26 protein-coding genes are annotated in these 20,958 nt (G+C 66.8%); 14 read left to right on the forward strand and 12 right to left on the reverse strand.

Annotated elements, in window-relative coordinates; translation table 11 throughout:
- The first annotated feature begins 432 nt into the window (after window positions 1-432).
- On the forward strand, window positions 433-921 hold the full coding sequence (locus WD430_RS09925; RefSeq protein WP_339102289.1) for a hypothetical protein: 489 nt from the start codon (window positions 433-435) through the stop codon (window positions 919-921).
- A 10-nt stretch (window positions 922-931) separates the two neighbouring features.
- Here the strand turns inward: WD430_RS09925 and WD430_RS09930 are convergent, their stop codons facing one another.
- Window positions 932-1,204 (reverse strand): hypothetical protein, encoded by a 273-nt coding sequence (locus WD430_RS09930; protein WP_339102290.1) that lies wholly within the window; start codon window positions 1,202-1,204, stop codon window positions 932-934.
- Window positions 1,205-1,381: 177 nt separating this feature from the next.
- Between WD430_RS09930 and WD430_RS09935 the strand changes: the two genes are divergently transcribed.
- Complete coding sequence (locus WD430_RS09935; protein ID WP_339102291.1) at window positions 1,382-2,152, forward strand: hypothetical protein; 771 nt, start codon at window positions 1,382-1,384, stop codon at window positions 2,150-2,152.
- Window positions 2,153-2,267: 115 nt separating this feature from the next.
- Here WD430_RS09935 and WD430_RS09940 read toward each other — a convergent pair whose 3' ends face one another.
- On the reverse strand, window positions 2,268-2,528 hold the full coding sequence (locus WD430_RS09940; RefSeq protein WP_339102292.1) for a hypothetical protein: 261 nt from the start codon (window positions 2,526-2,528) through the stop codon (window positions 2,268-2,270).
- Window positions 2,529-2,673: 145 nt separating this feature from the next.
- On the opposite strand from WD430_RS09940, the gene WD430_RS09945 reads away from it, so the two are divergent.
- Window positions 2,674-3,729 (forward strand): aldo/keto reductase, encoded by a 1,056-nt coding sequence (locus WD430_RS09945; protein WP_339102293.1) that lies wholly within the window; start codon window positions 2,674-2,676, stop codon window positions 3,727-3,729.
- A 58-nt stretch (window positions 3,730-3,787) separates the two neighbouring features.
- Here the strand turns inward: WD430_RS09945 and WD430_RS09950 are convergent, their stop codons facing one another.
- The 3 genes from WD430_RS09950 to WD430_RS09960 form a co-directional block, all read right to left on the reverse strand.
- The gene (locus tag WD430_RS09950) at window positions 3,788-4,057 is read right to left on the reverse strand and encodes a hypothetical protein (protein WP_339102294.1); all 270 of its coding nucleotides are present in this window, start codon (window positions 4,055-4,057) and stop codon (window positions 3,788-3,790) included.
- An 82-nt stretch (window positions 4,058-4,139) separates the two neighbouring features.
- Window positions 4,140-4,460: a hypothetical protein gene (locus tag WD430_RS09955; protein WP_339102295.1), complete on the reverse strand. Its 321-nt coding sequence runs from the start codon at window positions 4,458-4,460 to the stop codon at window positions 4,140-4,142.
- A 1-nt stretch (window position 4,461) separates the two neighbouring features.
- Complete coding sequence (locus tag WD430_RS09960; RefSeq protein WP_339102296.1) at window positions 4,462-4,806, reverse strand: winged helix-turn-helix domain-containing protein; 345 nt, start codon at window positions 4,804-4,806, stop codon at window positions 4,462-4,464.
- A gap of 102 nt (window positions 4,807-4,908) precedes the next feature.
- Here WD430_RS09960 and WD430_RS09965 point away from each other — a divergent pair, with 102 nt between their 5' ends.
- On the forward strand, window positions 4,909-5,337 hold the full coding sequence (locus tag WD430_RS09965; protein WP_339102297.1) for a hypothetical protein: 429 nt from the start codon (window positions 4,909-4,911) through the stop codon (window positions 5,335-5,337).
- Window positions 5,338-5,363: 26 nt separating this feature from the next.
- On the opposite strand, the gene WD430_RS09970 is transcribed toward WD430_RS09965, so the two are convergent.
- Complete coding sequence (locus WD430_RS09970) at window positions 5,364-6,167, reverse strand: NAD(P)H-binding protein (RefSeq protein ID WP_339102298.1); 804 nt, start codon at window positions 6,165-6,167, stop codon at window positions 5,364-5,366.
- Window positions 6,168-6,317: 150 nt separating this feature from the next.
- Here WD430_RS09970 and WD430_RS09975 point away from each other — a divergent pair, with 150 nt between their 5' ends.
- The 3 genes from WD430_RS09975 to WD430_RS09985 all read left to right on the forward strand — a co-directional run bounded on the left by WD430_RS09975 (window position 6,318) and on the right by WD430_RS09985 (window position 8,214).
- Window positions 6,318-6,452 carry a zinc ribbon domain-containing protein gene (locus WD430_RS09975; protein WP_339102299.1) on the forward strand — a complete coding sequence of 45 codons (135 nt, stop codon included), beginning with the start codon at window positions 6,318-6,320 and terminating at the stop codon, window positions 6,450-6,452.
- Between the two features lie 187 nt (window positions 6,453-6,639).
- Complete coding sequence (locus WD430_RS09980) at window positions 6,640-7,629, forward strand: bile acid:sodium symporter family protein (protein WP_339102300.1); 990 nt, start codon at window positions 6,640-6,642, stop codon at window positions 7,627-7,629.
- A 120-nt stretch (window positions 7,630-7,749) separates the two neighbouring features.
- The gene (locus WD430_RS09985; protein WP_339102301.1) at window positions 7,750-8,214 is read left to right on the forward strand and encodes an NUDIX domain-containing protein; all 465 of its coding nucleotides are present in this window, start codon (window positions 7,750-7,752) and stop codon (window positions 8,212-8,214) included.
- 55 nt (window positions 8,215-8,269) lie between these two features.
- Here WD430_RS09985 and WD430_RS09990 read toward each other — a convergent pair whose 3' ends face one another.
- The 3 genes from WD430_RS09990 to WD430_RS10000 form a co-directional block, all read right to left on the reverse strand.
- Window positions 8,270-9,709 (reverse strand): DUF402 domain-containing protein, encoded by a 1,440-nt coding sequence (locus tag WD430_RS09990; protein ID WP_339102302.1) that lies wholly within the window; start codon window positions 9,707-9,709, stop codon window positions 8,270-8,272.
- Between the two features lie 91 nt (window positions 9,710-9,800).
- Window positions 9,801-10,178, reverse strand: a complete 378-nt coding sequence (locus WD430_RS09995) for a hypothetical protein (protein ID WP_339102303.1) — start codon at window positions 10,176-10,178, stop codon at window positions 9,801-9,803.
- Window positions 10,179-10,256: 78 nt separating this feature from the next.
- On the reverse strand, window positions 10,257-10,412 hold the full coding sequence (locus WD430_RS10000; RefSeq protein ID WP_339102304.1) for a hypothetical protein: 156 nt from the start codon (window positions 10,410-10,412) through the stop codon (window positions 10,257-10,259).
- Between the two features lie 123 nt (window positions 10,413-10,535).
- Between WD430_RS10000 and WD430_RS10005 the strand changes: the two genes are divergently transcribed.
- Both WD430_RS10005 and WD430_RS10010 read left to right on the forward strand, forming a co-directional pair.
- Window positions 10,536-11,549, forward strand: a complete 1,014-nt coding sequence (locus WD430_RS10005; protein ID WP_339102305.1) for a PrsW family intramembrane metalloprotease — start codon at window positions 10,536-10,538, stop codon at window positions 11,547-11,549.
- A 114-nt stretch (window positions 11,550-11,663) separates the two neighbouring features.
- Window positions 11,664-14,249: an AAA family ATPase gene (locus tag WD430_RS10010; protein ID WP_339102306.1), complete on the forward strand. Its 2,586-nt coding sequence runs from the start codon at window positions 11,664-11,666 to the stop codon at window positions 14,247-14,249.
- 410 nt (window positions 14,250-14,659) lie between these two features.
- Here the strand turns inward: WD430_RS10010 and ubaA are convergent, their stop codons facing one another.
- Complete coding sequence (gene ubaA, locus WD430_RS10015; protein WP_339102307.1) at window positions 14,660-15,502, reverse strand: SAMP-activating enzyme E1; 843 nt, start codon at window positions 15,500-15,502, stop codon at window positions 14,660-14,662.
- Between the two features lie 185 nt (window positions 15,503-15,687).
- On the opposite strand from ubaA, the gene WD430_RS10020 reads away from it, so the two are divergent.
- From WD430_RS10020 to WD430_RS10035, 4 genes are all read left to right on the forward strand, one after another.
- Window positions 15,688-15,873, forward strand: coding sequence for an HVO_0416 family zinc finger protein (locus WD430_RS10020; RefSeq protein ID WP_339102308.1), 186 nt, complete (start codon window positions 15,688-15,690; stop codon window positions 15,871-15,873).
- 162 nt (window positions 15,874-16,035) lie between these two features.
- The gene (locus WD430_RS10025) at window positions 16,036-16,194 is read left to right on the forward strand and encodes a hypothetical protein (protein ID WP_339102309.1); all 159 of its coding nucleotides are present in this window, start codon (window positions 16,036-16,038) and stop codon (window positions 16,192-16,194) included.
- Window positions 16,195-16,292: 98 nt separating this feature from the next.
- Window positions 16,293-18,167, forward strand: a complete 1,875-nt coding sequence (locus WD430_RS10030) for an ATP-dependent helicase (protein ID WP_339102310.1) — start codon at window positions 16,293-16,295, stop codon at window positions 18,165-18,167.
- A complete protein-coding gene (locus tag WD430_RS10035; protein WP_339102311.1) occupies window positions 18,164-19,348 on the forward strand; it encodes a M24 family metallopeptidase in 1,185 nt (394 codons plus the stop codon). The genes WD430_RS10030 and WD430_RS10035 overlap by 4 nt, the downstream gene beginning before the upstream one ends.
- 22 nt (window positions 19,349-19,370) lie before the next feature.
- On the opposite strand, the gene WD430_RS10040 is transcribed toward WD430_RS10035, so the two are convergent.
- Window positions 19,371-19,523: a hypothetical protein gene (locus WD430_RS10040; RefSeq protein WP_339102312.1), complete on the reverse strand. Its 153-nt coding sequence runs from the start codon at window positions 19,521-19,523 to the stop codon at window positions 19,371-19,373.
- Between the two features lie 49 nt (window positions 19,524-19,572).
- Window positions 19,573-19,857 (reverse strand): hypothetical protein, encoded by a 285-nt coding sequence (locus tag WD430_RS10045; protein ID WP_339102313.1) that lies wholly within the window; start codon window positions 19,855-19,857, stop codon window positions 19,573-19,575.
- A 133-nt stretch (window positions 19,858-19,990) separates the two neighbouring features.
- Here WD430_RS10045 and WD430_RS10050 point away from each other — a divergent pair, with 133 nt between their 5' ends.
- On the forward strand, window positions 19,991-20,596 hold the full coding sequence (locus tag WD430_RS10050) for a riboflavin synthase (protein WP_339102314.1): 606 nt from the start codon (window positions 19,991-19,993) through the stop codon (window positions 20,594-20,596).
- The last annotated feature ends 362 nt before the right edge of the window (window positions 20,597-20,958 follow it).

Genomic DNA, 20,958 nt, shown 5'->3' on the forward strand with positions numbered 1-20,958 from the left:
GTTTCTTTATTCAGAGATCTGTCTGAGAGCGGATCGGATAATTCGGTCACCACAGGTGCGTATCTTCCGCAGAGAGTACTCCTAGAGTATTTTCTACACCACGGAGATATGCAATAACCGAAACATATTATTGAGTTTCTCGATATCATTTCGCATGGACGGACCATTCATTCCTCTCGACGAGGCGAGTAAGGGTTCAGATAGCCCCTGGGTACTAGCCATACTACTTCTCTTCTTCCTCATTCTATTAGCGATGTTTTATCTTACTTAATTCACGTTAAAAGTGAGAGTCCAGAGAATTACGTAGCTCTACACTTCTGAACGGATAGCTCTCACCGTGCTAGATTCGGCCTCTACACTGACAGCAGTTGCATATGGAAATTGAATTACATATACAGAAGACACTTATAATACACATCGGTAGGAAGGAATATGAAACGGCGAACACTTCTCGCGACTATTCCGAGTACAGCCCTCATCGCTGGCTGCATCACAAACAACACCGATGAAAATAACAACGGTCAGAGAAGAAACAATGGTGTGAGGGATGAAGGCCCATACAATCAACCCGCACAGTATGATGAAGTAAAGCATCTGACCGTACAGAATGGCCTGAACGAAAGTATCGACGGTACGATAGTAGTTAGAGATCTTGACACTGGGACTGTCCTTTCAGAGACGAATATCACTGCCCCCAAACCGCAAGGAGACGATAGAGGTGTCCCGGCAGACACGACCATACCAACAGCTGATGAAAGTGGAAACTACTCAGCAGAAATCACGGTCGAAGGCCGAGGAACCGTAACTACTGAATTCCATTTGCGCACTCCTGTCAGTGACCCTGTTCTATACATCGGCGGGGTAGCACCTGACGAGGACGAACCGTTCGGTGCTGGTGTAGATGGTGCGCCGGCTGTCTGATTGCTCGCTATTACGCCGTATCGCTCGTCCCGCCCTCGGCGGGTACTGACTCGAGCCAGTACCCGATCCGTTCGCGTCGCGTTCGCGCCTCCGATAGCCACGTCGTCGCGTCGTGCCCGCGTATCCTCACGGGCGGGTGTCTGGACCAACCATCGGTTTCGGCTCCGCTCTCGCGCCGTCGCCGCGTTTCCTCGAGCGCACTCGCGAGTCGCGAGACCTCGCCCCAGTCGTCCTCGAGAGCGGCCAACAGTCGGGTCGCCCGCCGTCGTCGCTCGAGGCGCATCTATCGGGTATCGTGACCGAGTGCGTCCATAGTCGTTCCGCTGGGCTGACCGTTCGCCGGCCGACTGACGGCGACCGACCGCCGATCCCTCGATATTCCGTTTCAGGTGCCGGTCCAAGCTTCAACCGTCCGGACAGTGTAGCCACCACGAGCGCAGCGAGCGCGGAGGTTCATTCAATGTCCGAGGAACACGATCACGACCTGGCGACGGAACTCCCGACGGAAGCGGCCGAGAAACTCGACGAGTACGACGCAGAGAAGCCGATGGAGGCGGTCACATCGGTCGTTAGCGGCGACCTCAAGACCGTGCTGCTGCCGTTGCTCGGCGGCGGCGCGGTACTCCTGTCGGCACTCAAATCGCTCGGGAAGGGGCAGCTCCGAGCGATTCCGAAGGCCGCTATCGCTGCCGGCCTGCTCGGCTACGGGCTCCGGAACCGCGGCGGGGACGAAGCGGAGACGTTCCAGCCGACGTTAGACGAGATCGAGGGCGGAAGTGACGACAAGGACGTCTCCGACGCGGCCCACGCGGCCGCCGAGCGCCCCGATTCCGGACAGGAGTCCGAGATCGACGCCAGCGGGGACGTCCACGAGTCGGCGCAGCTCGGCGAGGAGGGCGAGACGGGATCGCGGATCGAGTTCACCGACGACGGGGACGCGGAGGAGACGCGCACGAAACCGGACCACGTGGGTGACGAGGAGGACCCGCGCCGGGATACCGGCGACGACGACGAGACGGTCGAAGTCGACGTCTCCGATACGGCCATGGCCGAGGAGACCAGCGAGGCGACGGGTCCCGACCCCGAACAGGCCCAGCCCTCCCAGACCGACGCGATCGAACCCGAGGAGACGCCCGAGGCGGACGCCTCGGACATGAAGGTCGAACCGGGCGAGGAAGCCGACAGCGTGACCGACGAGGACGACGAGACCGAAGACGACGAGGACCGGTAACGCGACCGCGCCGGCGACGACCTCTGCGGAACACGATCGCGTTCGGCCGCGCTCGCTCGAGACCGACGACCGGCTGTCGGATCTCTCGAGTGCGTGTTCCCCTCCCGTGTGCCGGCTACGGGCGCCGACGCTCTCGCGTCGCGTCCTCGCGCGCCGATCGCTGGGCGGACTGCCAGCCGGAGAGGAGGAGAGCCGGGAGGGCGACCGCCGCGAGCGCGAGCAGCGCGCCGCCGACGGCCGTCCAGCGGGTAACGCGGCTCGGGTCGAACCGCGCGAGAGCGGTGACCTCGAGGACGATCACCGCCGCGACGGGGACGCCGAGAACGGCGAGTCCCAGCGCGGCGTACTCGAGGCGCCGGGAGCCCTGCGTTGTCATACGGAGTGAACGGCGTCCGTTCACAATGAGTCGTTCGAATCGCGGAGCGCGTCCCTCACGGGATTACACACAACGCCATCATATTTCGCGATCCGAAAAGCGATATTCCGAATCCCATAAGTCCCCTCGATACGAACGGGCGACTATGCAATACCAGGAACTCGGCGACTCCGGCGTCGAGGTCAGCGAAGTCGGTTTCGGCGCGTGGGTCGTCGGCACCGACTGGTGGGGCGACCGCTCGGAAGACGACGCCATCGAGATGATCCAGTACGCCGTCGACCAGGGGATCACCTACTTCGACACCGGCGACGTCTACGGTCACGGCCGCAGCGAGGAGTTGCTGGGCGAGGCCCTCTCGGAGGTCCGCGACGAGGTCACGATCGCCACCAAGGTCGGCTACGACTTCTACGACAACCCGCAGGCCGGCCACGGCGAACTGCCGAAGGAGATGGACCCCGAGTACCTCCGGGACGCCGTCGAGCAGAGCCTCGATCGGCTCGGCGTCGACTCCGTCGACGTCCTCCAGTTGCACAACGCCGACGTCGACGAGATCACGCCCGACGTGCTCGAACTCTTAGACGAACTCGAGGCGGAGGGGACGATCGACGCGACCGGCCTCGCGCTCGGGCCCTCGATCGGCTGGCTCGCGGAGGGCGACCTCGCCATCGAGGAGGAGTTCGACTCCGTCCAGCTGGTCTGGAACATGCTCGAGCAGGAGGTCGGCAACCACTTCCTCGAGACGATCGAGCGCACGGGCTCGTCGACGAGCCTGATCCCCCGCGTTCCCCACTCCTCGGGGATCCTCAACGAGCAGGTCACGCCCGACACCGAACTCGGCGAGGGCGACCACCGCGGCTTCCGTCCCGACGAGTGGTACGAGACCGGCTGGGAGAAACTCGAGCAACTGCGCTTCCTCGAGCGCGACGGGGAGCGCACGATGGGGCAGGCGTCGATCGCGTGGCTCCTGAGCCACGACTCCGTCGCGACCGTCACGCCGACCTTCCGGACGAAAGACGACATCGACGAGTGGGCCGCCGCCAGCGACGTGCCGAAGCTCTCCGACGAGGAACTGGCCCGCGTCGAGGAACTGTACGAGAACGACTTCGACATCGACCGCGACGACGGCATGGACTCGCTTCGCTCGTCGGTCGACGGCGAAGACATCGAGTCGGCCGGTCTGGACAAGCTGGCAGCTGACTGAGCCCGAACGTCCCGACGCGCGTCCGTCTCGCTTCCCGGCCGTTCGAGCCGGCGTCGAATCACTCCCGATCGGTGTTCGTCAGTCTGAACTCGAGTTCGAGCTTCCCCTCCGTTTTCACGTTGACGCCCCCGAGTTCGTCCGAGAGCTGGTCGCGCGCTCGAGAGCTGGGTTCGACGGTGACCGAGACGCTGTTGCTGTTGGCGTTGTACGCGATGTTGCCGACCGTGACGTCGAACGAGAAGAGGTCGGGGACGTCCTCCCTGAGACGGTCGCGGACGTCGTCGACCTCCGACCGCACGTCTGCCATCTCGTCGTTGAGCGTCGACATCGACGGGAGTAGTGCGTGCGAGCTGTTAACGATTCACCTTGAATGTTCCCCTCGAGTCGTTATCCTCGGCGCAACGGGACCGTCAGGAGGGCATCCGGAGGGCGTAGAGGATCGCGACCAGCCCCGACAGCTGACTGAGTTGGCTGAGGACGGCGACCGTCGTCTCCGAGAGGAACGGGATCGCGACGTAGAGCACGACCAGCAGGAACGGCACGGCGAGCGCGAGAGCGAAGCCGACGGCGATGACCAGCATCGGTCGGCTGTCGTTGCGCCGGTAGCCGCGGTAGGCCTGGTACGCGATGAACAGCCCGATGAGGGCGCTCAGGACGTCGGTCGCCTGAACGAACGTCACGAGCCACTCCGCGGCCGTCGACTCCCAGAGCTGCAGCGGTAGCGACTGCACGCTAGATCCCCTCGATGAGATCCGTGAACCGGTCCGCGATGTCCGTCCGGCGGTCGATCCGAAGCGTCAACCCGTCGTCCTCGAGGTCGATCGTGATCCGCTCCAAGTTCGTCGCGTAGACGGTCCGGTGGTGACCGCCGTCGGGATCGGGTTTCGTTCGCTCGACGAGGAGCCCGCACTCGCGGAGGTCGTCGAGCCGCCGGTACACCGTCGGTTTGGACGCGTCACAGCGGTCGCTCAAGGTGGTCGCTGACATGGGTTCCTGGCTCGTCTGGGTGAGGATCGTGCGCACCGTCGGGTCCTCCAGCAGGGCCCCGATCGTCTCGACGTCCGGCTCCTCACTCACGGTAGGGACGTCTACCGAGAACTGACATAAAGGGGTTTTCACGACTGCAGCGGCTGCAGTCGTTCTCGCGGCTCTTTCGTGACCGAACGCGTCGGTACTCGTATGTCGCCATCGACTCGAGCGACCGACGATCGAACCGGCCCGGCGATCCCGTCCCGCGTCGCGACCTGGCTGTGGACCCGAGTGGCGGGCTCGAGCCCGCTCCGGCCGACCGCAGGCGGCGGACTCGCGCTCGTCGTCGCCAGCGCCGCAGTGAGCCTCGCCGCGTCCGGCCTCCTCGAGGGGACGATGCGAATCCGCTGGAGCGTCGGCACCTACTACGGCCCGGAGCACGCGCCGACGACGCTCGTCCTCGCCGCGTTTCCGATCCTCGTCGCCGTCGCGGTCGGCGCGTTCCGCGGACTCGTGGCCGGCCTCGAGCGCCTCGAGGAGTTCGACGGGAACCGGGGGTACTACGAACTGGCGGCGCTGGTGGTTCTCCTGTCGCTACTGCTCACCCAGATCGCACTCGTCGTCGCGAACCTGTGGTGAGCGGCGGCGGTGGAGCGTGACAGCGCCTACCGTTTCGCGTCCGCCGCGAGACGGTCGCGGTGCTCGGCCTCGAGCCACGCCTTCCACGTGGTCGTTCCGACGGTCCGATCCGGACAGCAGGCCGCGCCGGATCGGAAGCCGGCGGCGACTTTTCCCGGCAGCGGGAGTCGGACGATCGGCCGTCGGAGTCCCCGAACGTCGCGGTAGGTTTCCGCGAGATCGCGGACGGTCAGGATCTCGGGCCCGCCGACGGCCGGCGCCCGTCCGCCCGCCTCCGACGTCGCGTAGTCGGCGATCGCCGCTGCCGCCTCGTCGACGGCGATCGGCTGGAGGCGAATCCCGGTCGGGAGCGGCCAGATCGGCACGCGCGCGATCGTCTCGAGGACGTCGCGGACGAACGAGTGGAACTGGGTCGCCCGCACGATGGTCGACGGGACGGGGCTCTCCGCGACGGCCCGTTCGGCCGTCAGCTTGCGCTCGTAGTACGAGTAGGGAATCTCGTCGACGCCGACGATCGAGACGTAGACGAAATTCGAGACGCCGGCGTCGGCCGCCGCCTCGAGCAGCCGTTCGGTGCCGCGGACGTCGACCGCCTCGGTGTCGCCTTGCGGCGCGGTCGCGGCGTGGACGACCACGTCGACGTCCGCCACGGCGTCGCGGATTCCCGTTCCGTCGATCAGATCCATCGCGGCCCACTCCACGTCCGTCCCGCCGCCCGTCGGCGGCGATCGACTCGCCGCGACCACTCCGTGGCCCGCGTCGCGCAGGCGCGGTCGCAACGCCGATCCCAGCGTCCCGGTCGCGCCCGTCTGGAGCGTTCGACGAGTCATCGGTGTTACAGCTTCGATCGGCATCACCGAAATACGTGTGGGTCAGTCTCCCGTGCGTCGCCGGCCGCGAGCCGGTATATAACCCCCTCTATATCTGGGTACCCCCCCTATCCCCGACGCGGACGTACCGTTATCCGGAGGAACACGGCAATGAACACCTACGAGTTTACCTGTCCGGACTGTCGGCGAGCCATCCCGGTGACCGAACCGATGCGAGAGGCGACGCTGTCGAGCGGCTGTCCGGTGTGCGGGCGGTCCGTCTCCGGCGAACACTTCGCGGTTTGATACCGACGGGCACGACGATCGGAACGCGGTGATCGAGCGTTCGAGCGACGACAACGCCGTTTTCAACGGGAACGGTCGATCTGCGAGCGGTCCCGACCCTCGATTCGACGGATCTCGCGGTTCGGCGTCCCGAACGAACACGGAAGCCGGAGTTTTGATAGTCCGGACACCCAGAGGACCCAGTCGAATGCGTTTGCATACCACTCTCGAGCGGATCGGTGAGTTCACGAGCAAGTACTTCGTCCTCTGGGTGGTGATCGCGGCGCCGCTGGCGCTGTACGCGCCCGATCTCTTCACGCCGATCGCCCCGTACATCACGCCGCTGCTGGGGATCATCATGCTCGGCATGGGACTGACGCTGACCCCCGACGACTTCCGTCGGATCGTAGAGCGGCCCCGCGACGTCGCCGTCGGCGCACTGGCCCAGTGGCTCCTGATGCCGACGATCGCGTACGTCCTCGTCGTCGCGCTCGGCCTGTCGTGGGAGATCGGCCTCGGTCTGATCCTGGTCGGCGCGGCGCCCGGCGGGACGGCGTCGAACGTGATGACCTACCTCGGGCGCGGCGACGTCGCGCTGTCGGTGTCGATCACCACGGTGACGACGATCGCCGCGCCGGTGGTGATGCCGGCGTGGATCGTCCTGCTGGCCGGCGAGTCCATCTCGGTCACGTTCGCGGAGATGGCCGGATCGATCGTGCAGGTCGTCCTGTTGCCGGTCGTCGGCGGACTGGCGCTGCGCTACGTCCTCGACAGGCGCGCCCCGGCCGTCGCGAAGGCGGGGCTCTCCGTCTTCCCGGCGATCAGCGTGGTCGCGATCGTCGCGATCGTCGCGGCCGTCGTGGGGCTCAACGTCGAGACGATCCTCGAGGCCGGCGCGCTCGTCTTCCTCGCGGTCGTCCTGCACAACGGGCTCGGACTGGGCTCCGGCTACGCCGTCGGCCACGCGACGGGCATGGCCGAGGATCGGTCGCGGGCCTGCGCGTTCGAGGTCGGCCTCCAGAACAGCGGGCTCGCGGTCGCCCTCGCCACCGCGCACTTCAGCGCCGGCGCCGCGCTGATCCCGGCGCTGTTCAGCGTCTGGCACAACGTCTCCGGGCCGGCGCTGGCGACGCTCTTTACGCACCTCGACGATGACGAACCGGTCGAGGACGCCGACGCGACTATCGCGTCGGACTGAGATCCCAGACGTCCGTTTCGCTTCCCTCTCGATTTCGAATCGAACGTACAGTCACCTTAGTGTCTTTTAACGTACTATGGGGCAGGGTTTTTACGGGAGAACGGTGTGCAGTTTCGTATCATGACCGACGTAACGTACGTCCAGAAAGCGTGTGCGTACATCACCCGCGGGTCGGGTGAGCTGCTGGTCTTCGAGGGGCCGGGCCACGAGGGCCTCCAGATCCCGAAGGGGACCCTCGAGGCCGGCGAATCGCCTGCGGAGGCACTGTTCAGAGAGGTCGTCGAGGAAAGCGGTCTCGGAACGTTAAACGGAGCGACGAAGCTGACGACCGACGTCTGGACCCGCCGCGAGTCGCCGCCCAAGCGGTACATCCGGCACTTCTTCCACGCGACGGTCCACGAATCGCGCGATCGCTGGACACACACCGTCACCGACGGCGGCGGGGAACACGGCGCCGAGTTCGACTTTCGGTGGATCCAGCCGTCGACGGACCGCGAGTTCGCCCTCGATCTCGACGACTACGTCCATCTGCTGCCGTCCGACTCCGCGTCCGACGAGGGCGACGTCGCGAGCATCTCGGACTGAGTCGGCGTCTCCGGCGCTCGAGCGCCACCTCCGGCGATCCGTATCCGATCCGTCCTTACTTCGAGAGCGCCCGTTCGACGGCCGCCGCGACGCTCGTCGCTTTCTCGGCCAGTTCCTCGGAGACGTGGCCGTCGTCGACCGCGGCCTCGAGTTCGTCCGCGTCGACGGTCTCGACCGTCCCGTCGGCGCGGCGGATCACGTCGATGTAGAGATCGACGTACCGCGCCGTGTCCGGGAACAGTTCGACGGGCGTGCAGACGTTGACGTACGTTCCCTTCGCTGCCCCGGTTTCGTCCCTGTACGTCGTCGGATACCACCAGCGACCCTCGCGGAACTTCGTGACGGCGACGTCGCCCTCCTCCTTCGGAACGCCGAGCGCGTCGTAGCTGCCGCCGCCGCGCATCGACCGCTCGAGGGTGACCGAGCCGTCGGGGTCCCAGTCGGTCACCTCGCCGCGACCGAGCGAGATGAGCCGGCCGTCGGGCTTGCCGTGACCGATCTCGAGGCGGTCGCCGGTCGTCGGCCCGAACTGGCGGGAGACGGCGCCGAACGGGAATCCGTCGCCGTCGTCGCCGTCGCTCTCGACGGGCGAATCGCAGACGGCCTCCGCGAAGTCGACGGCCGCGCTCGCGGCCCGGTCGGCGGCCTTGGTCCGGTGGTGGCCCGCCATCGTCGTCTCGACCTCGCGGCGCACCCCGTCCAGTGCGAACCGCGACTCGCGGCCGAACCAGGTCCACGTCGTCGCCCGCGGCGCGGCGAGTCGGCCCGGTTCGCCCGGCGATTCCGGCGCGTCGGCGAGCGCGTCCTCGAGCGCCCGCGCGCGATCGACCGCCCGCTCGAGGGCGGTCCCCATCGCCTCGAGGTCGGCGTCGGCGGCCGCGCCCTGCCAGCGCACGCCCCAGTCGTCGGGAACGTCGACCGACAGGAGGTCGGTCATGCCGACGAGTTCGTCGGCCCGTTCGCCCCGGAGCGCCGCCGAGACGCCGGTGCGATCGCGCGAGAGGGTGACGAGGCCGTCCGCGACTTCGAGGGTCGGCTCGACGCGCGGGTCGTCGTCGGCCCACGGCGGCGCGGGCTCGGTGACCTGCACGCGGTAGCGGTTCCCCGCATCGACGTAGCCGTCGACGTCGTCGTAGTGGAGGTAGCCGCGTCGGCCGTCGCCGAGGTCGACCGTCGCACCGCCCCCGCCGCCGGCGTCGACGACCTCGCAGTCGAAGACCGCACCGCGAGGGACGTCGTCGCCCCAGCGGAAGCCATCGATCGCGAGGGACTCGAGTTCGCTCGCGACCGTCCCGACCGCGTCGGGTTCCCCCGAGAGTTCGACGCCCTGTCGGTCGCGGGTCGTCTCGATCGCCACGTCCGCCGGCGCGGCCTCGAACGAGGCGTCGAACCGCTCTCGGATGGGCTCGGAGGCCTGGACGACCTCGAGGTCGCGCTCGCGGAGCAACTGCGTGATCGCCGTGGTGTAGATGCCGCGGACGCGTCCCGTCGTCATCGCTGTCCCTCCGTCCGTCGGTCCCGGTCGGTCCCGCGATACGCTCGCGCACGGCGACCGCCGCAGGCGGTGACTCGCTCGTCCACTGGGATCACCGCAGCGTCTCGCGGTCCGGTGCGAATCGAACGCGGCCGTTGATCGTCGGTCCCAGCGTCAGTTCGACCGACTCGTCGGGCAGTACGCGGCCGTCCTCGACGTAGACGCCCCACGTGTCGAAGCGGAGCCAGCCCCGCATCTCGTCGGCGTGAGTCGTCAGATCGAGGTATTCGACGGTGTGTTCCGGATACTCCGAGGACGAGTGAGCCATGTCCATGTCGGAGTAGACGGTATCGTGCTCGTCGAAGAATTCCTCGAGGGCCGCCGCGTCGGCCGCGACGGCCTCGACGACCGCCTCCGAGGCGGCCCGGAGATCGTCGGTCTCGAGGCCGACGTCGCGAAGCGCCTGCTGGGTTCGCTGATCGAAGTGCATGAGCGCCGATTCGGGCGGGAGACCTTTGTGGATTCCGAGTCCGTGCGGGCTACTCGTCCCGCCGAAACCGGACCGTCGCTAGTCGTCGGCCGCGACGCCGTCGTCGGGCTCCGCGGACGGGGCCGTCGAAACGTCCTCCGACGGCTCCGAGGTCGCGTCCGCCGCTGTGTCGTCGTTCGGTTCGTCCGGTCCCGGCGGTGCCGTGTAGTGAATTCCGCGGCTGCCACTGTACATACTTGGCGACCATCGGTAGCACGCCCGGATAAGTACAGTCCTTATACAGTTCTTGATAGTTAATATCATACTAGGTGCAGGCGCCGCCGAACGCTTACCGGAGCGGCCGTCGTAGGACCGCCCATGGCACGCAGGCGCGATCCGGTCGAAGCGGCGAGCGAGGAGTCGACCGATCTGTACGACGTCTCGACGTGGGAGCCGCGATCGATCCTCGATCGATTCGCGTACGCGATCTATACGGGCATCAGCTACGGACTACAGACGATCGTTCTCGCGGTCGCGTTCGCGATCACGGTCGCGTTACTGGTCCAACCGGCGCTGCTCGTCGTCGAGGAGGGATCGGTCGTCATCGCCGTCTTCTTCGGGCTCTCGGTCGTTCCGGCGGCGATACTCGCGGCCTTCATCTGGTACTCGGACATCACGACGCACGAACCGCTCACGCTGCTCGTCGCGACCTTCGTCCTGGCCGTGCTCTTCGCGACGTTCGCGGCCGTCGTCAACTCCCTATTTAGTCCGAGCTTTCAGACGCTCGGATCCCTCGGCATGGTCCTCTTTTTCTACCTGATCGTCGGTCCCGTCGAGGAGACGGTGAAACTGCTCGCGATCCGGTTCTTCGCGTACCGGAGCGACGCGTTCGACGCCGTCATCGACGGCGCGGTCTACGGTGCCGTCGCCGGCCTCGGGTTCGCCGCGATCGAGAACACCCTCTACATTTCCGGTGCGATCGCCACGGCCGACACCGGGCTCCTCACCGTCGCGGCCGGGACCACGACCGTCCGGGCGCTCGTCGGCCCCGGTCACGTCATCTACTCGGCGATCGCGGGCTACTACCTCGGGCTCGCGAAGTTCAACCCCGAGCACGCCGGCTCGATCGTCACGAAGGGGCTGCTGATCGCCGCGTTCATCCACGGCACGTACAACGTCACGGTCGGCATCGTCCCCAACCTCGTGACGAGCGCCACCCCGCTTCCGTTCGGAGCGGCGTTCATCGGCTACGTCGTCCTGTTCGACCTCGCCATCGGCGCGTTCCTCTACCGGAAGATCGCCAGGTACCGCCGGGCCTTCCGCGCCGTCAGGGACGACACCGGACCGGATCCGCAGTCGGAACCGACCGAGTTCGATCCGCCCCAGCGCTGACGGACGCGATCTCGAGCGACGTTCTCGGCGCCTCGACCCGTCGGACCGCGCGGTCGGACGCGGCCCGCTGGTGCAGGCAGCATAGGCTTGCCTCGGAGAGCGCCATGGTCTCCCATGAGTGCCACGTTTACCGACGACGATCTCGAGAAAACCGTCGAGAACGAGTCCGGCGAGGTGATCGGGACCGTCGCGTCCGTCGAAGACGAGACCGCCCGCGTCGAACCCCGGGCCGGCCTCGTCGACTCGATCAAGGCCGCCCTCGGCTGGAGCGGGAGCCACGACGACACCGTCGCGATCCACGAGGACGCCGTCGACGAAATCTCGAGCGAGACGATCCGCCTCGAGACGGTCGCGGCGAGCGAGACGGCGGCCGAATCCGCGACGGACGAACCGGCGGGCGCCGATGCGACTCCATCGGCAGCGACCGAAGCCGACGACGCGACGGAACCGCGGGCTCGGGCGGACGACGAGCCCGCGAACGCCGCGGAACGCGATCCCGACACCGAACTCGCCGAGAACGCGGGCGGGGACACCCGCAGCGAAGCGGACCAACCGACGGGGAACGCGGCCGATCAGGTCGCCGAGTCCGACGACAGTGCTCCTGACGAGGAGCGCGACCGTTCCAGGTCCGGTAGCGCGTCGTCCGAGACGACGACACAACCCGCGAAGCCGTCCATGATCGACGATCCGGACGTGGACGAGCCGAGGGACGTTCCCGACGAACCGGAAATGGGTGAGCCGATGACTGCTCCCGACGAATCGGACGTGGACGAGCCGGAACCGGCTCCCTCCGAGCCGGATATGGGCGAACCGGTAAACACCCCCGACGATCCGGAGACGAGTGAGCCGAGAGACGCTCCCGACGGCTGGGAGTCGGACGATCCGATGGACGAATCCGGTGACAGCGATCTCTCCGACGGGACGGACGCGGCCGATACGTCGAGCGAGGCCGACGTGATCGTCGAACGAGACGAACGGGACGAAGCGACGGATCCGCGAGAAGGGGCCGTCGAAACGGACGACAGAGACGCCGACACGAGCGAGCGAGCTGCCGAAACAGATGAGACAGACGTCGATATGCCGGCGTCACCCGACGAACTGAGCGAGACTCGAGCCGGCGACTCGTCGGACGAGACGGACGAGACGGACGGCGCGGGCGTCCAGAACACGCCGGTCGGCGAGGCCAAGTCGGCGCCCGACCACGCCGAGATGGGGGCGCCGGTCGACGACGCCGAAACCGAGGAATCGGTCGACGATGCCGAGATCGAGGAACCGGTCGACGACGCCGAAACCGAGGAATCGGTCGACGACGCCGAAACCGAGGAACCGGTCGACGATGCCGAGATCGCGGAATCGGTCGACGATGCCGAGATCGAGGAACCGGTCGACGACGCCGAAACCGAGGAACCGGTCGACGATGGCGAGATCGAGGAATCGGTCGACGCCGACCGCGAAGCGGAGACCGAACCGACTGCGGCGTCGGCGGGGAGCGACACGAACGACGCGAGCGACGACGCGTCGGAATCGACGGCCGAGGAGACGGATCCGGCCGACGAACTGAATCCCGGCGTCGATCTCGAGGCCGTGGCGGAGTCGACTGACAGCGAGCGTTCCGAGGAACGAGGGCGGACGGAACGCGACTCGTCCGCGACCGACGGGGACGCCGATATCGCCGATGCGGTCGATACCGGCGTCGACCTCGAGTCGGCCGCGGAAGCGACCACTGGTGCCGACCGCGAGGGATCCTCGAGCGAAACCGAATCGATGGATCTCACCGACGCGGTCGACACCGGCGTCGATATCGAATCGGTCGCGACGGACGACGCGGCGTCGCGGACCGACGCCCGTCCGGAGACGGAACTGGATCCCGACGTCGACGCCCGTTCGGGTCCCGAGGCCGATCCGCGGCCGGAGACCGAACTCGAGTCGACGGAGTCGACGGTCGACGACGCGGCGCCTCGAGACGACTCGCTGACCGCGGACGAGCGGCAGTCGCAGGCGGACGTCGTTCCCGGCGTCGACATCGAATCCGCCGTCGACGCCGACGAGGACGCGAGTTCGGGTCCGGAGATCGATCCGGAGACGCTCGCCGGCCGAGAGACCGAGACCGAGCCGACGGACGGGACGGTCGCCAGAGAGCGCGTCGACGACGAGACGGACGTCGACGGCGCGGAGCCGGCGACAGCCGATCGGTCCGATCGATCGAGCTCGCCGTTTGCGGCCGCGATCGCGGCGCAGCGGGCCGCGATGACCGGCGGGCAAGAGCTGGTCAAGCAGGGTATCGCCGCCCAGCAGGCCGCCGCCCGATCCGCCGTCGAGACGCCGCTGCGCATGCAACAGCAGGGCCTCGAGGCGACGCAGGCGGCGACCAGCGGCTACTTCGATGTCGTCGGTGCGCTGCTGGGCGGTGGCGCTGGGTCCGATCGTGGCTCGTCCGAGTCGATGGACGAGATGGTTACCGAACTCGAGGACGCATCTGCCGAGCTTCCGGCCACCGAGTTCGAGCAACAGCTCGCGGTCCACCTCGAACTGCTCCGATCGATGCAGACGCAACTCGAAGAGACGGACGACGAGATCGACGACGACGAGATCGACGACGACGCGACCGACGACGACGCGACCGACGAGATCGCCGGCGACCTGCTCGAGCGACAGATCGCGATCCTCGAGGCGTGTCAGCAGCGGCTGACCGACGACTGAAGACGACCGTATCCGTCCCCGTTCGCGTCTTCGAACGGCGCGTGGCTGAAATGGGAGTCTCCGGCCAATCGCGGCAACGGGGAATTGCCACCCCCTCCCCAGCCGATTCGCTCGCTTCATCTGCTCACGGGCGCTGCGGGACGGCGAAGCCGTCCCGGCAGTCGCGGCGCATAGCGCCGCGCACTGCTCGTTCGCATGGTATGCGGGACCTCCGGTCCCGCACTACTCGCTCATCCCTCGCGCAGCGTCGGCGATCAGTTCTCGCTGTCGCTCACGGTTCACTCCGTTCACCGTTCGCCTCGCTCGAACGTGATCGACAGCGCGCGCCACCGCACTTAGCCCGCCAAAGCGACTGGACGAGCAGTGTCTACCGCGGTCACTCGAGAACGAATCGAGGACGGACCGGCCGTTCAGTCCGCGGAAATCTCGCAGCTGCCCTCGTAGCTGACGTCCTCGACCGATTCGATCTCGGGCTCGTCGCCACAGACCGGACAGGTCGGGTTCGACTGGATCGGGACTTCCTCGAAGGTCATGTCCATCGCGTCGTACATGAGCAGGCGGCCCTCGAGGAGGTCGCCCGTCCCGAGGACGTACTTGACGACCTCGGTGGCCTGAATGCAGCCGACGGTGCCGGGCAGGACGCCGAGGACGCCGGTCGTGGCGCAGTCGGGGACGGTGCCCGGCTCGGGCGCCTCGGGGAAGATACAGCGGTAACAGGGCGGGGAATCGTCTGTTCCCTCCCCGCGCTCGTTCGTGAACGTCGTGACCTGCCCCTCGAAGCGGTAGATCGCGCCGTGGGAGAGCGGCGTCCCGGTGAGGACGCAGTGGTCGTTGAGCAGATACCGGGTCCCGAAGTTGTCGCTGGCGTCGAGAACGACGTCGTAGTCGGCGACCAGTTCGCCGACGTTGGCCGCGGTGAGGCGGGTCTCGTGGGTGTCGACGTCGATGTCGGGGTTCAGCGCCGCGACGTAGTCGGCCGCGCTCTCGACCTTCGGGCGGCCGACGTCGCCGTCGCCGTGGACGATCTGGCGCTGCAGGTTCGATCGCTCGACGACGTCGTCGTCGACGATTCCCAGCCGGCCGATCCCCGCCGCCGCGAGGTACTGGATCGCCGGCGAGCCCAGCCCGCCCGCCCCCACGACGAGCACGCTGGCCTCGAGCAGCCGCTGTTGGCCCTCGGGACCGATCTCGTCCATGATCACGTGTCTCGAGTAGCGATCGAGTTGGGTCGCATCGAGGCGGAGGTCGCTCATGGCCGATAGTTGGGCCGAGACCGAGAAAAGTCCGCGGGTCGTCCCAGGGGCGCTGGACCGCCCATCGGACGACTCGAGCGTCGCAGTCGACCGTCGGTCATCGGTTCGGCGATGGTGTTCGGTGGTCGAGGCAGATCTAGGGGCCAACCCAATCGTTTAATACTGTGGCAGCCATTGACACACTTATGGCAACCTCACCCAATGACGGCGGTGACGACGTCATCGACCAATTCCTCTCGGACCGCGGTCACACCGTAGAACGAGTCGGGTGGGAGCAGGAGTATAACAAGAAGCAGTGCCCCGACTGTGGCGGCCTCCACGACACGTCCGCCACGGCCTGTACCGTCTGTGGGTGGGAACCGACGCCGTAGTCACGGCGTCGGGTCGCTCGTTTTCGGCGTCCGCTGAACCGCGATCAGAGGCAGCGCTCGCTGGTCCGACGACGGGGAATCAGTGCTAATTCGGCCGTAATTTCAACGTTCAACATGCGATACAATTATAACGTATGGTTACCCTATAGTTCGCTGAGAACAATGCCGGAATGCCAGAACTGCGGCGCGTTCGTAACGGATGCCTACGCACGCGTGTTCACGCCGCGCAACGTCGACGATCCGCGGGTCTGTCCCGACTGTCAGGACAAGATCCGCGACGGTGCCGACGTGCGAAACGCCCGCTCCCCGCGAAACCCCTGAGACGTTTCGAAACGATCCGTTTCGTCGTCGAACGGCTGTCGATTTTTGCCGACGAAAACCCACGTGACTTATGGGTATTGCGACCCTGAACAGGGATAATGGCTACCACGGAGACGAAGGTGACCCGGTTGTTCGGTGGTCCGGGCAGCGGGAAGACCACTGCCCTGCTCGACCACGTCGAAGAGATCCTCGAGGAGGAGGGCGTGACCTTCCGGGATATCCTCGTCGTCTCGTACACGCGAGCGGCAGCACAGGAGGTTCGTGAGCGACTGGCCGAGCGACTCGGCGAGAGTCCCCGCGCGCTGCAGGGGAACGTCTGTACGATGCACGCGAAGGCCTACGAGCTGCTGGACCTCTCCCGAAGCGACGTCATCGGCGAGTCCGACAAGGAGGAGTTCTGCGAGCAGTACGGCCTCGAGTACGAGGACGAGTACTCGGGCGCCGGTCGCCGCACCGCCCGATCGACGACGATCGGCAACAAGGTCATCGCGACCAGTCAGTGGCTCCAGCGGACGCGACGGGACGTCACGGACTGGTACGACGTTCCCTTCCAGTGGAACGACGAGGAGGTCCGACTGCCGCCCGAGATCGACCCCAACGCCCAGGAGGGCAACAAGTACACCCCGACCTGGCCCAGCGACGACGATCGGATCGACGTCCCCGAGGCGATCCGCGCCTGGCGCTCCTACAAGGGCGAGGAGGGCAAGATCGGCTTCGCGGACATGCTCGAGCGGGTCGCACAGCGCTCTCTGCTGCCGAACGTCGACTTCCTGGTGATCGACGAGTTTCAGGACATCACCACGCTGCAGTACGACGTCTACGAGGAGTGGAAACCCCACATGCGGCAGGTGCTGATCGCCGGCGACGACGACCAGGTCGTCTACTCCTGGCAGGGCGCCGATCCCGCGCTCCTACTCGACGAGGAAGTCGACGAGGACGTCATTCTCCCCAACTCCTACCGACTGCCGTCGAACGTCCTCAACGCGGTGAACAAGGAGATTCGCCACATCGAGACGCGCCAGGACAAGGACTTAAAGCCCCGTAAGGAGGGCGGCGCCGTCGAAGCCCGCGCGAACGCGTCGATGCTCGACGTCGTCAGGAACGTTCGGCGGACGCTCAACCAGACTGACGGCACCGTCATGGTGTTGTTCCGGGCGCGCTACCAGATGTTCCAGTTCATCGACGAGTTCATCACCGAGGGCGTCCCCTTCACGTCGCTGACCGACCAGCGGATGTGGACCGACCGACTCACCCAGTACGTCCGGGCCGTCGAGGCCATCGACGAGGGCGAGGACGTCACCGGTCTGCAGGCGCGGCGACTCGCCGACATGCTTCAGGAGTCGGCCTTCGGGACCAACGATCGCGACGACCTGTTCGACACAATCGACGACCGCCAGGAGGAGGCCGGCATCGACGACCTCGAGGAGCTCATGATCCCCGCCGACGTCGTCGAGGACCACGTCCCGTTCATGCCCGGTCCCGCCTCGGCGGCCGACATGGTCCGGAAGGTCACCAACTTCCAGACGAAGAGCGTCCAGTCGTACTTCGCGATCGGCGAGTACCTCGGGATGGAGACCGACCGCGTCCGCGTGGGCACGATCCACTCCGCGAAGGGTCGCGAGGCCGACCACGTCATCGTCGGCACCGACCTCACCGAGAAGGTCGTCGAGCAGATGGTCGCCACCGTCGACGACCCCACTGACATTCCCGGCTGCGAGGAGTTCACCAAGAACACGTCGCCGGTTCCCGTCCTGACCGACAACGAACGCCGCGTCTTCTACGTCGGCATGTCCCGGGCCCGCGAACGGCTCGTGCTCCTCGAGAACCTGGTCGACGGCGCGCCGACGCTCCCGATCGACGTCCTGCTCAACAACCGGCTGACCGAGATGCCGCTGGAGGAACTGGTCGAGCAGGCCCAGCAGCCCCAGGACGCCGACGCGGACGACAACGAGGTCGAAGCCGAAGCGCCGTGACCGACGCCGACTCGACCGCGGGCGACGCGGTCGACACTGCCACCGCCCCCGCAGGCGACGTCGCCACGCGCCTCGAGTCGCTTCTCACCGACACCCTCGAGCGACGCGACGCCGCGGCGTTCGTCCACGTCGGGACTCCGCGCGATCCGGGGATCCGGTACTGTCGGTCGGCCCTCGAGGATGTCGAGGGCCGGTCGACGGCCGATCGAGAGCGGACGCTCACGGCCGTCGCGTTCGACGGCGACGCCGGCGAGTGGATCGCGGTCACGGCCGCCGACGCGTCGTCCCATCCCGCTCGGGCGCTCGCCTCGCGACTGGCCGACCGCGTCGACGGCGGGACGGTCCTGACGCCGGCGCGGCTGCCCCACGACGCCGCGCTCTACCTCGAGGAGGCCGACTTCGAACCGGCCTCGACGGACGTCCTCGAACGCGCTCGAGCGGCGAAGACGCCGGCCGAACGCGAGCGGATCGCCGCGGCCCAGACCGCCGCGGCCGCCGGTATCCGTCGAGCGGCCGCGCTGCTCGCCGACGCGACGGTCGCGGACGGCCGCCTCGCGGCCGACGGCGAGGCCGTGACGCCGGCCCACCTCCGGACGGTAATCGACGAGGGCGTCGTGGCAGCGGGCGCGTTTCCAGCCGGTAACACCGTCGTTAACCCCGATCCCGGACACGCGCCCTCGAGTCGCGACGCGGCCGACGAACCACTTCGCCCCGCCGAGCCGATCGTCCTCGAGACGGCGCCACGCGGCCCGGACGGTTACCACGGCGGTCTCGTCCGCACGCTCGTCGTCGACGGCGACGGCGGCCGGGAGCGGCGGGCCCACGTCGGCGCGACCCAGTCGTTTCGCTCCGCGGCGGCGATGCTGACCGCCGACGCCGAGTCGGTCACCGCCGTCGAGGCCGACCTCGAGGCCGAGGTCCGCGCGTTCGGCTTCGAGGACCCCGACGCCGTCGCGACGCGCGTCGGCGGCGTCGGCCTCGAGCCTCGAGAGCGACCGCTCGCGGGCGGCGACGAGATCGGTCCGGGGAGCGTCGTTCGACTCGAGTCGGCCGTCCGCGTCGACGGCGACCGCTGGCTGCGGATCGCCGACCTCCTCGTGAAGGGCGACGCGGGGGAACGGGCGACCTATCTGGCGGCGCCGTCGCGCTCGCTCGAGCCGCGGGCGCTGCTCGAGGAGTAGCGGCGTCGGGCGCGCTCAGCGCTCAGCCGTCGGCGTCGGTATCGTTCGTCGAGCGCTCGTCGGTCGCGTCGCTGTCCGTCTCTGTTTCGGAACGAGTCACTCGAGCGTAGAGGCTCAGAACGGCTTCACTCACGAGGGAGACGGCGTGAACGAGCGCGATGACGAGGTCGGACATCTATCGGTTCGATACTCGCTCCGGCGGAATAGTTGTTGTTGATCGAACACTATCGCTGTTCGTCCTCGGGAGTCACGTCCACGATGTCGCGGTCCTCGTCCTCTGGCTCCGGCTCGCTGACGACCGATCCGACGACCCGTTTGACGGCCAGTTCCGGGAGGTCCGACGGCGTCGTCATGCGGTGCTGGACGACGACGAGCAACACCGCGAGGGAGACCAAGACGGCCCCGACGAGCGTCTTCCCGTCGATCAGGAACTGAACCCCGGCCATGGCGGCGGGAAGCGCGAAGACGAGCGTGCCCGCGAGTTTGATCGTGTCGATGATACCGGCCATTACCCGGGGTACGCGCGATGCCGTCAAAAACGCGGCGACTCCGTCACTGCCGTCGCCGCGTTCTTGGGGACCACAGAACTGGAACGAGTTCCGAGTTCGGAACGGCTTTATCCGTCGACTCGGACGTTCGCATATGTTCACGGGAATCGTCGAGGAGACCGGCGAGATCGTCGCCCGCGAGCGGACCGACGACGGGCTCCGTCTTCGCATCGGCGCCGACGAGGTCGCGACGGGCCTCGAGCACGGCCAGAGCATCAGCGTCAGCGGCGTCTGTCTGACGGTCGAACGCTTCGAACCGAGCGCGTGGTTCGAGGTCTTCCTCGCGACCGAGACGGTCGAGCGGACCTATCTGGGCGCACTCGAGGAGGGGGACGTCGTCAACTTAGAGCGGGCGATGCCGGCCGACGGCCGGTTCGACGGCCACGTCGTGCAGGGCCACGTCGACGCGGTGGCGACGGTGACGGATATCGAGTCCGTGGAGGAGGACTGGTTCTTCGAGTTCGAACTGCCCGAGGGGTACGGCCGCTACGTCGTCGAGAAGGGGTCGATCACGCTCGACGGAATTAGCCTCACCGTCGCCGACTTAGACGAGGCCGCGGGTCGGGTGACCGTCGCCATCATCCCGACGACCTACGAGCTCACGACGCTTTCGGAGAAGTCGGTCGGCGATCCGGTCCACCTCGAGGTCGACGTCCTCGCGAAGTACGTCGAACGACTGCTCGAAGCGCGGTTCGAGTGACGACTCCGTCGGTGAGTCCGCTCATCGTTCCCGTCATAATTTCGGCTACTTACCGAAACCGCTCCGCTGGGACCGGACGGTCGATACAGAGCACCGCTTACTGATTGTTTTCTAATATATCGGAAAGGTATTTGGCGCTCGAATATGTAAGTCAAATATGGTCTCTGCGAATGGTCGCATTCCGAGGGAGTTACCGACCCCAGTACGTCTCGGACTCGCTATCGCCCTCATCGGTAGTTTCGCGCTCGCTATGTACACGATGCAACCCTTACTGTGGCTGTTCAGCGTCGTCGCTGTCGGGTTGACGCTCTACCTGTTCTCTCTGTTTTATCGACTAGTGATCGCCGTCGAAACGATTGCTC

The organism is Haloterrigena sp. KLK7 (assembly GCF_037914945.1).
Classification (GTDB): Archaea; Halobacteriota; Halobacteria; order Halobacteriales; family Natrialbaceae; genus Haloterrigena; species Haloterrigena salinisoli.

Excerpts from the sequence above, each read along its gene's own strand:
- WD430_RS09925 (WP_339102289.1), top strand. The coding sequence starts at position 433 with ATGAAACGGCGAACACTTCTCGCGACTATTCCGAGTACAGCCCTCATC.
- WD430_RS09930 (WP_339102290.1), bottom strand. The coding sequence starts at position 1,204 with ATGCGCCTCGAGCGACGACGGCGGGCGACCCGACTGTTGGCCGCTCTC.
- WD430_RS09935 (WP_339102291.1), top strand. The coding sequence starts at position 1,382 with ATGTCCGAGGAACACGATCACGACCTGGCGACGGAACTCCCGACGGAA.
- WD430_RS09940 (WP_339102292.1), bottom strand. The coding sequence starts at position 2,528 with ATGACAACGCAGGGCTCCCGGCGCCTCGAGTACGCCGCGCTGGGACTC.
- WD430_RS09945 (WP_339102293.1), top strand. The coding sequence starts at position 2,674 with ATGCAATACCAGGAACTCGGCGACTCCGGCGTCGAGGTCAGCGAAGTC.
- WD430_RS09950 (WP_339102294.1), bottom strand. The coding sequence starts at position 4,057 with ATGTCGACGCTCAACGACGAGATGGCAGACGTGCGGTCGGAGGTCGAC.
- WD430_RS09965 (WP_339102297.1), top strand. The coding sequence starts at position 4,909 with ATGTCGCCATCGACTCGAGCGACCGACGATCGAACCGGCCCGGCGATC.
- WD430_RS09970 (WP_339102298.1), bottom strand. The coding sequence starts at position 6,167 with ATGACTCGTCGAACGCTCCAGACGGGCGCGACCGGGACGCTGGGATCG.
- WD430_RS09975 (WP_339102299.1), top strand. The coding sequence starts at position 6,318 with ATGAACACCTACGAGTTTACCTGTCCGGACTGTCGGCGAGCCATCCCG.
- WD430_RS09980 (WP_339102300.1), top strand. The coding sequence starts at position 6,640 with ATGCGTTTGCATACCACTCTCGAGCGGATCGGTGAGTTCACGAGCAAG.
- WD430_RS09985 (WP_339102301.1), top strand. The coding sequence starts at position 7,750 with ATGACCGACGTAACGTACGTCCAGAAAGCGTGTGCGTACATCACCCGC.
- WD430_RS09990 (WP_339102302.1), bottom strand. The coding sequence starts at position 9,709 with ATGACGACGGGACGCGTCCGCGGCATCTACACCACGGCGATCACGCAG.
- WD430_RS09995 (WP_339102303.1), bottom strand. The coding sequence starts at position 10,178 with ATGCACTTCGATCAGCGAACCCAGCAGGCGCTTCGCGACGTCGGCCTC.
- WD430_RS10000 (WP_339102304.1), bottom strand. The coding sequence starts at position 10,412 with ATGTACAGTGGCAGCCGCGGAATTCACTACACGGCACCGCCGGGACCG.
- WD430_RS10005 (WP_339102305.1), top strand. The coding sequence starts at position 10,536 with ATGGCACGCAGGCGCGATCCGGTCGAAGCGGCGAGCGAGGAGTCGACC.
- WD430_RS10010 (WP_339102306.1), top strand. The coding sequence starts at position 11,664 with ATGAGTGCCACGTTTACCGACGACGATCTCGAGAAAACCGTCGAGAAC.
- ubaA (WP_339102307.1), bottom strand. The coding sequence starts at position 15,502 with ATGAGCGACCTCCGCCTCGATGCGACCCAACTCGATCGCTACTCGAGA.
- WD430_RS10020 (WP_339102308.1), top strand. The coding sequence starts at position 15,688 with ATGGCAACCTCACCCAATGACGGCGGTGACGACGTCATCGACCAATTC.
- WD430_RS10025 (WP_339102309.1), top strand. The coding sequence starts at position 16,036 with ATGCCGGAATGCCAGAACTGCGGCGCGTTCGTAACGGATGCCTACGCA.
- WD430_RS10030 (WP_339102310.1), top strand. The coding sequence starts at position 16,293 with ATGGCTACCACGGAGACGAAGGTGACCCGGTTGTTCGGTGGTCCGGGC.
- WD430_RS10040 (WP_339102312.1), bottom strand. The coding sequence starts at position 19,523 with ATGTCCGACCTCGTCATCGCGCTCGTTCACGCCGTCTCCCTCGTGAGT.
- WD430_RS10045 (WP_339102313.1), bottom strand. The coding sequence starts at position 19,857 with ATGGCCGGTATCATCGACACGATCAAACTCGCGGGCACGCTCGTCTTC.
- WD430_RS10050 (WP_339102314.1), top strand. The coding sequence starts at position 19,991 with ATGTTCACGGGAATCGTCGAGGAGACCGGCGAGATCGTCGCCCGCGAG.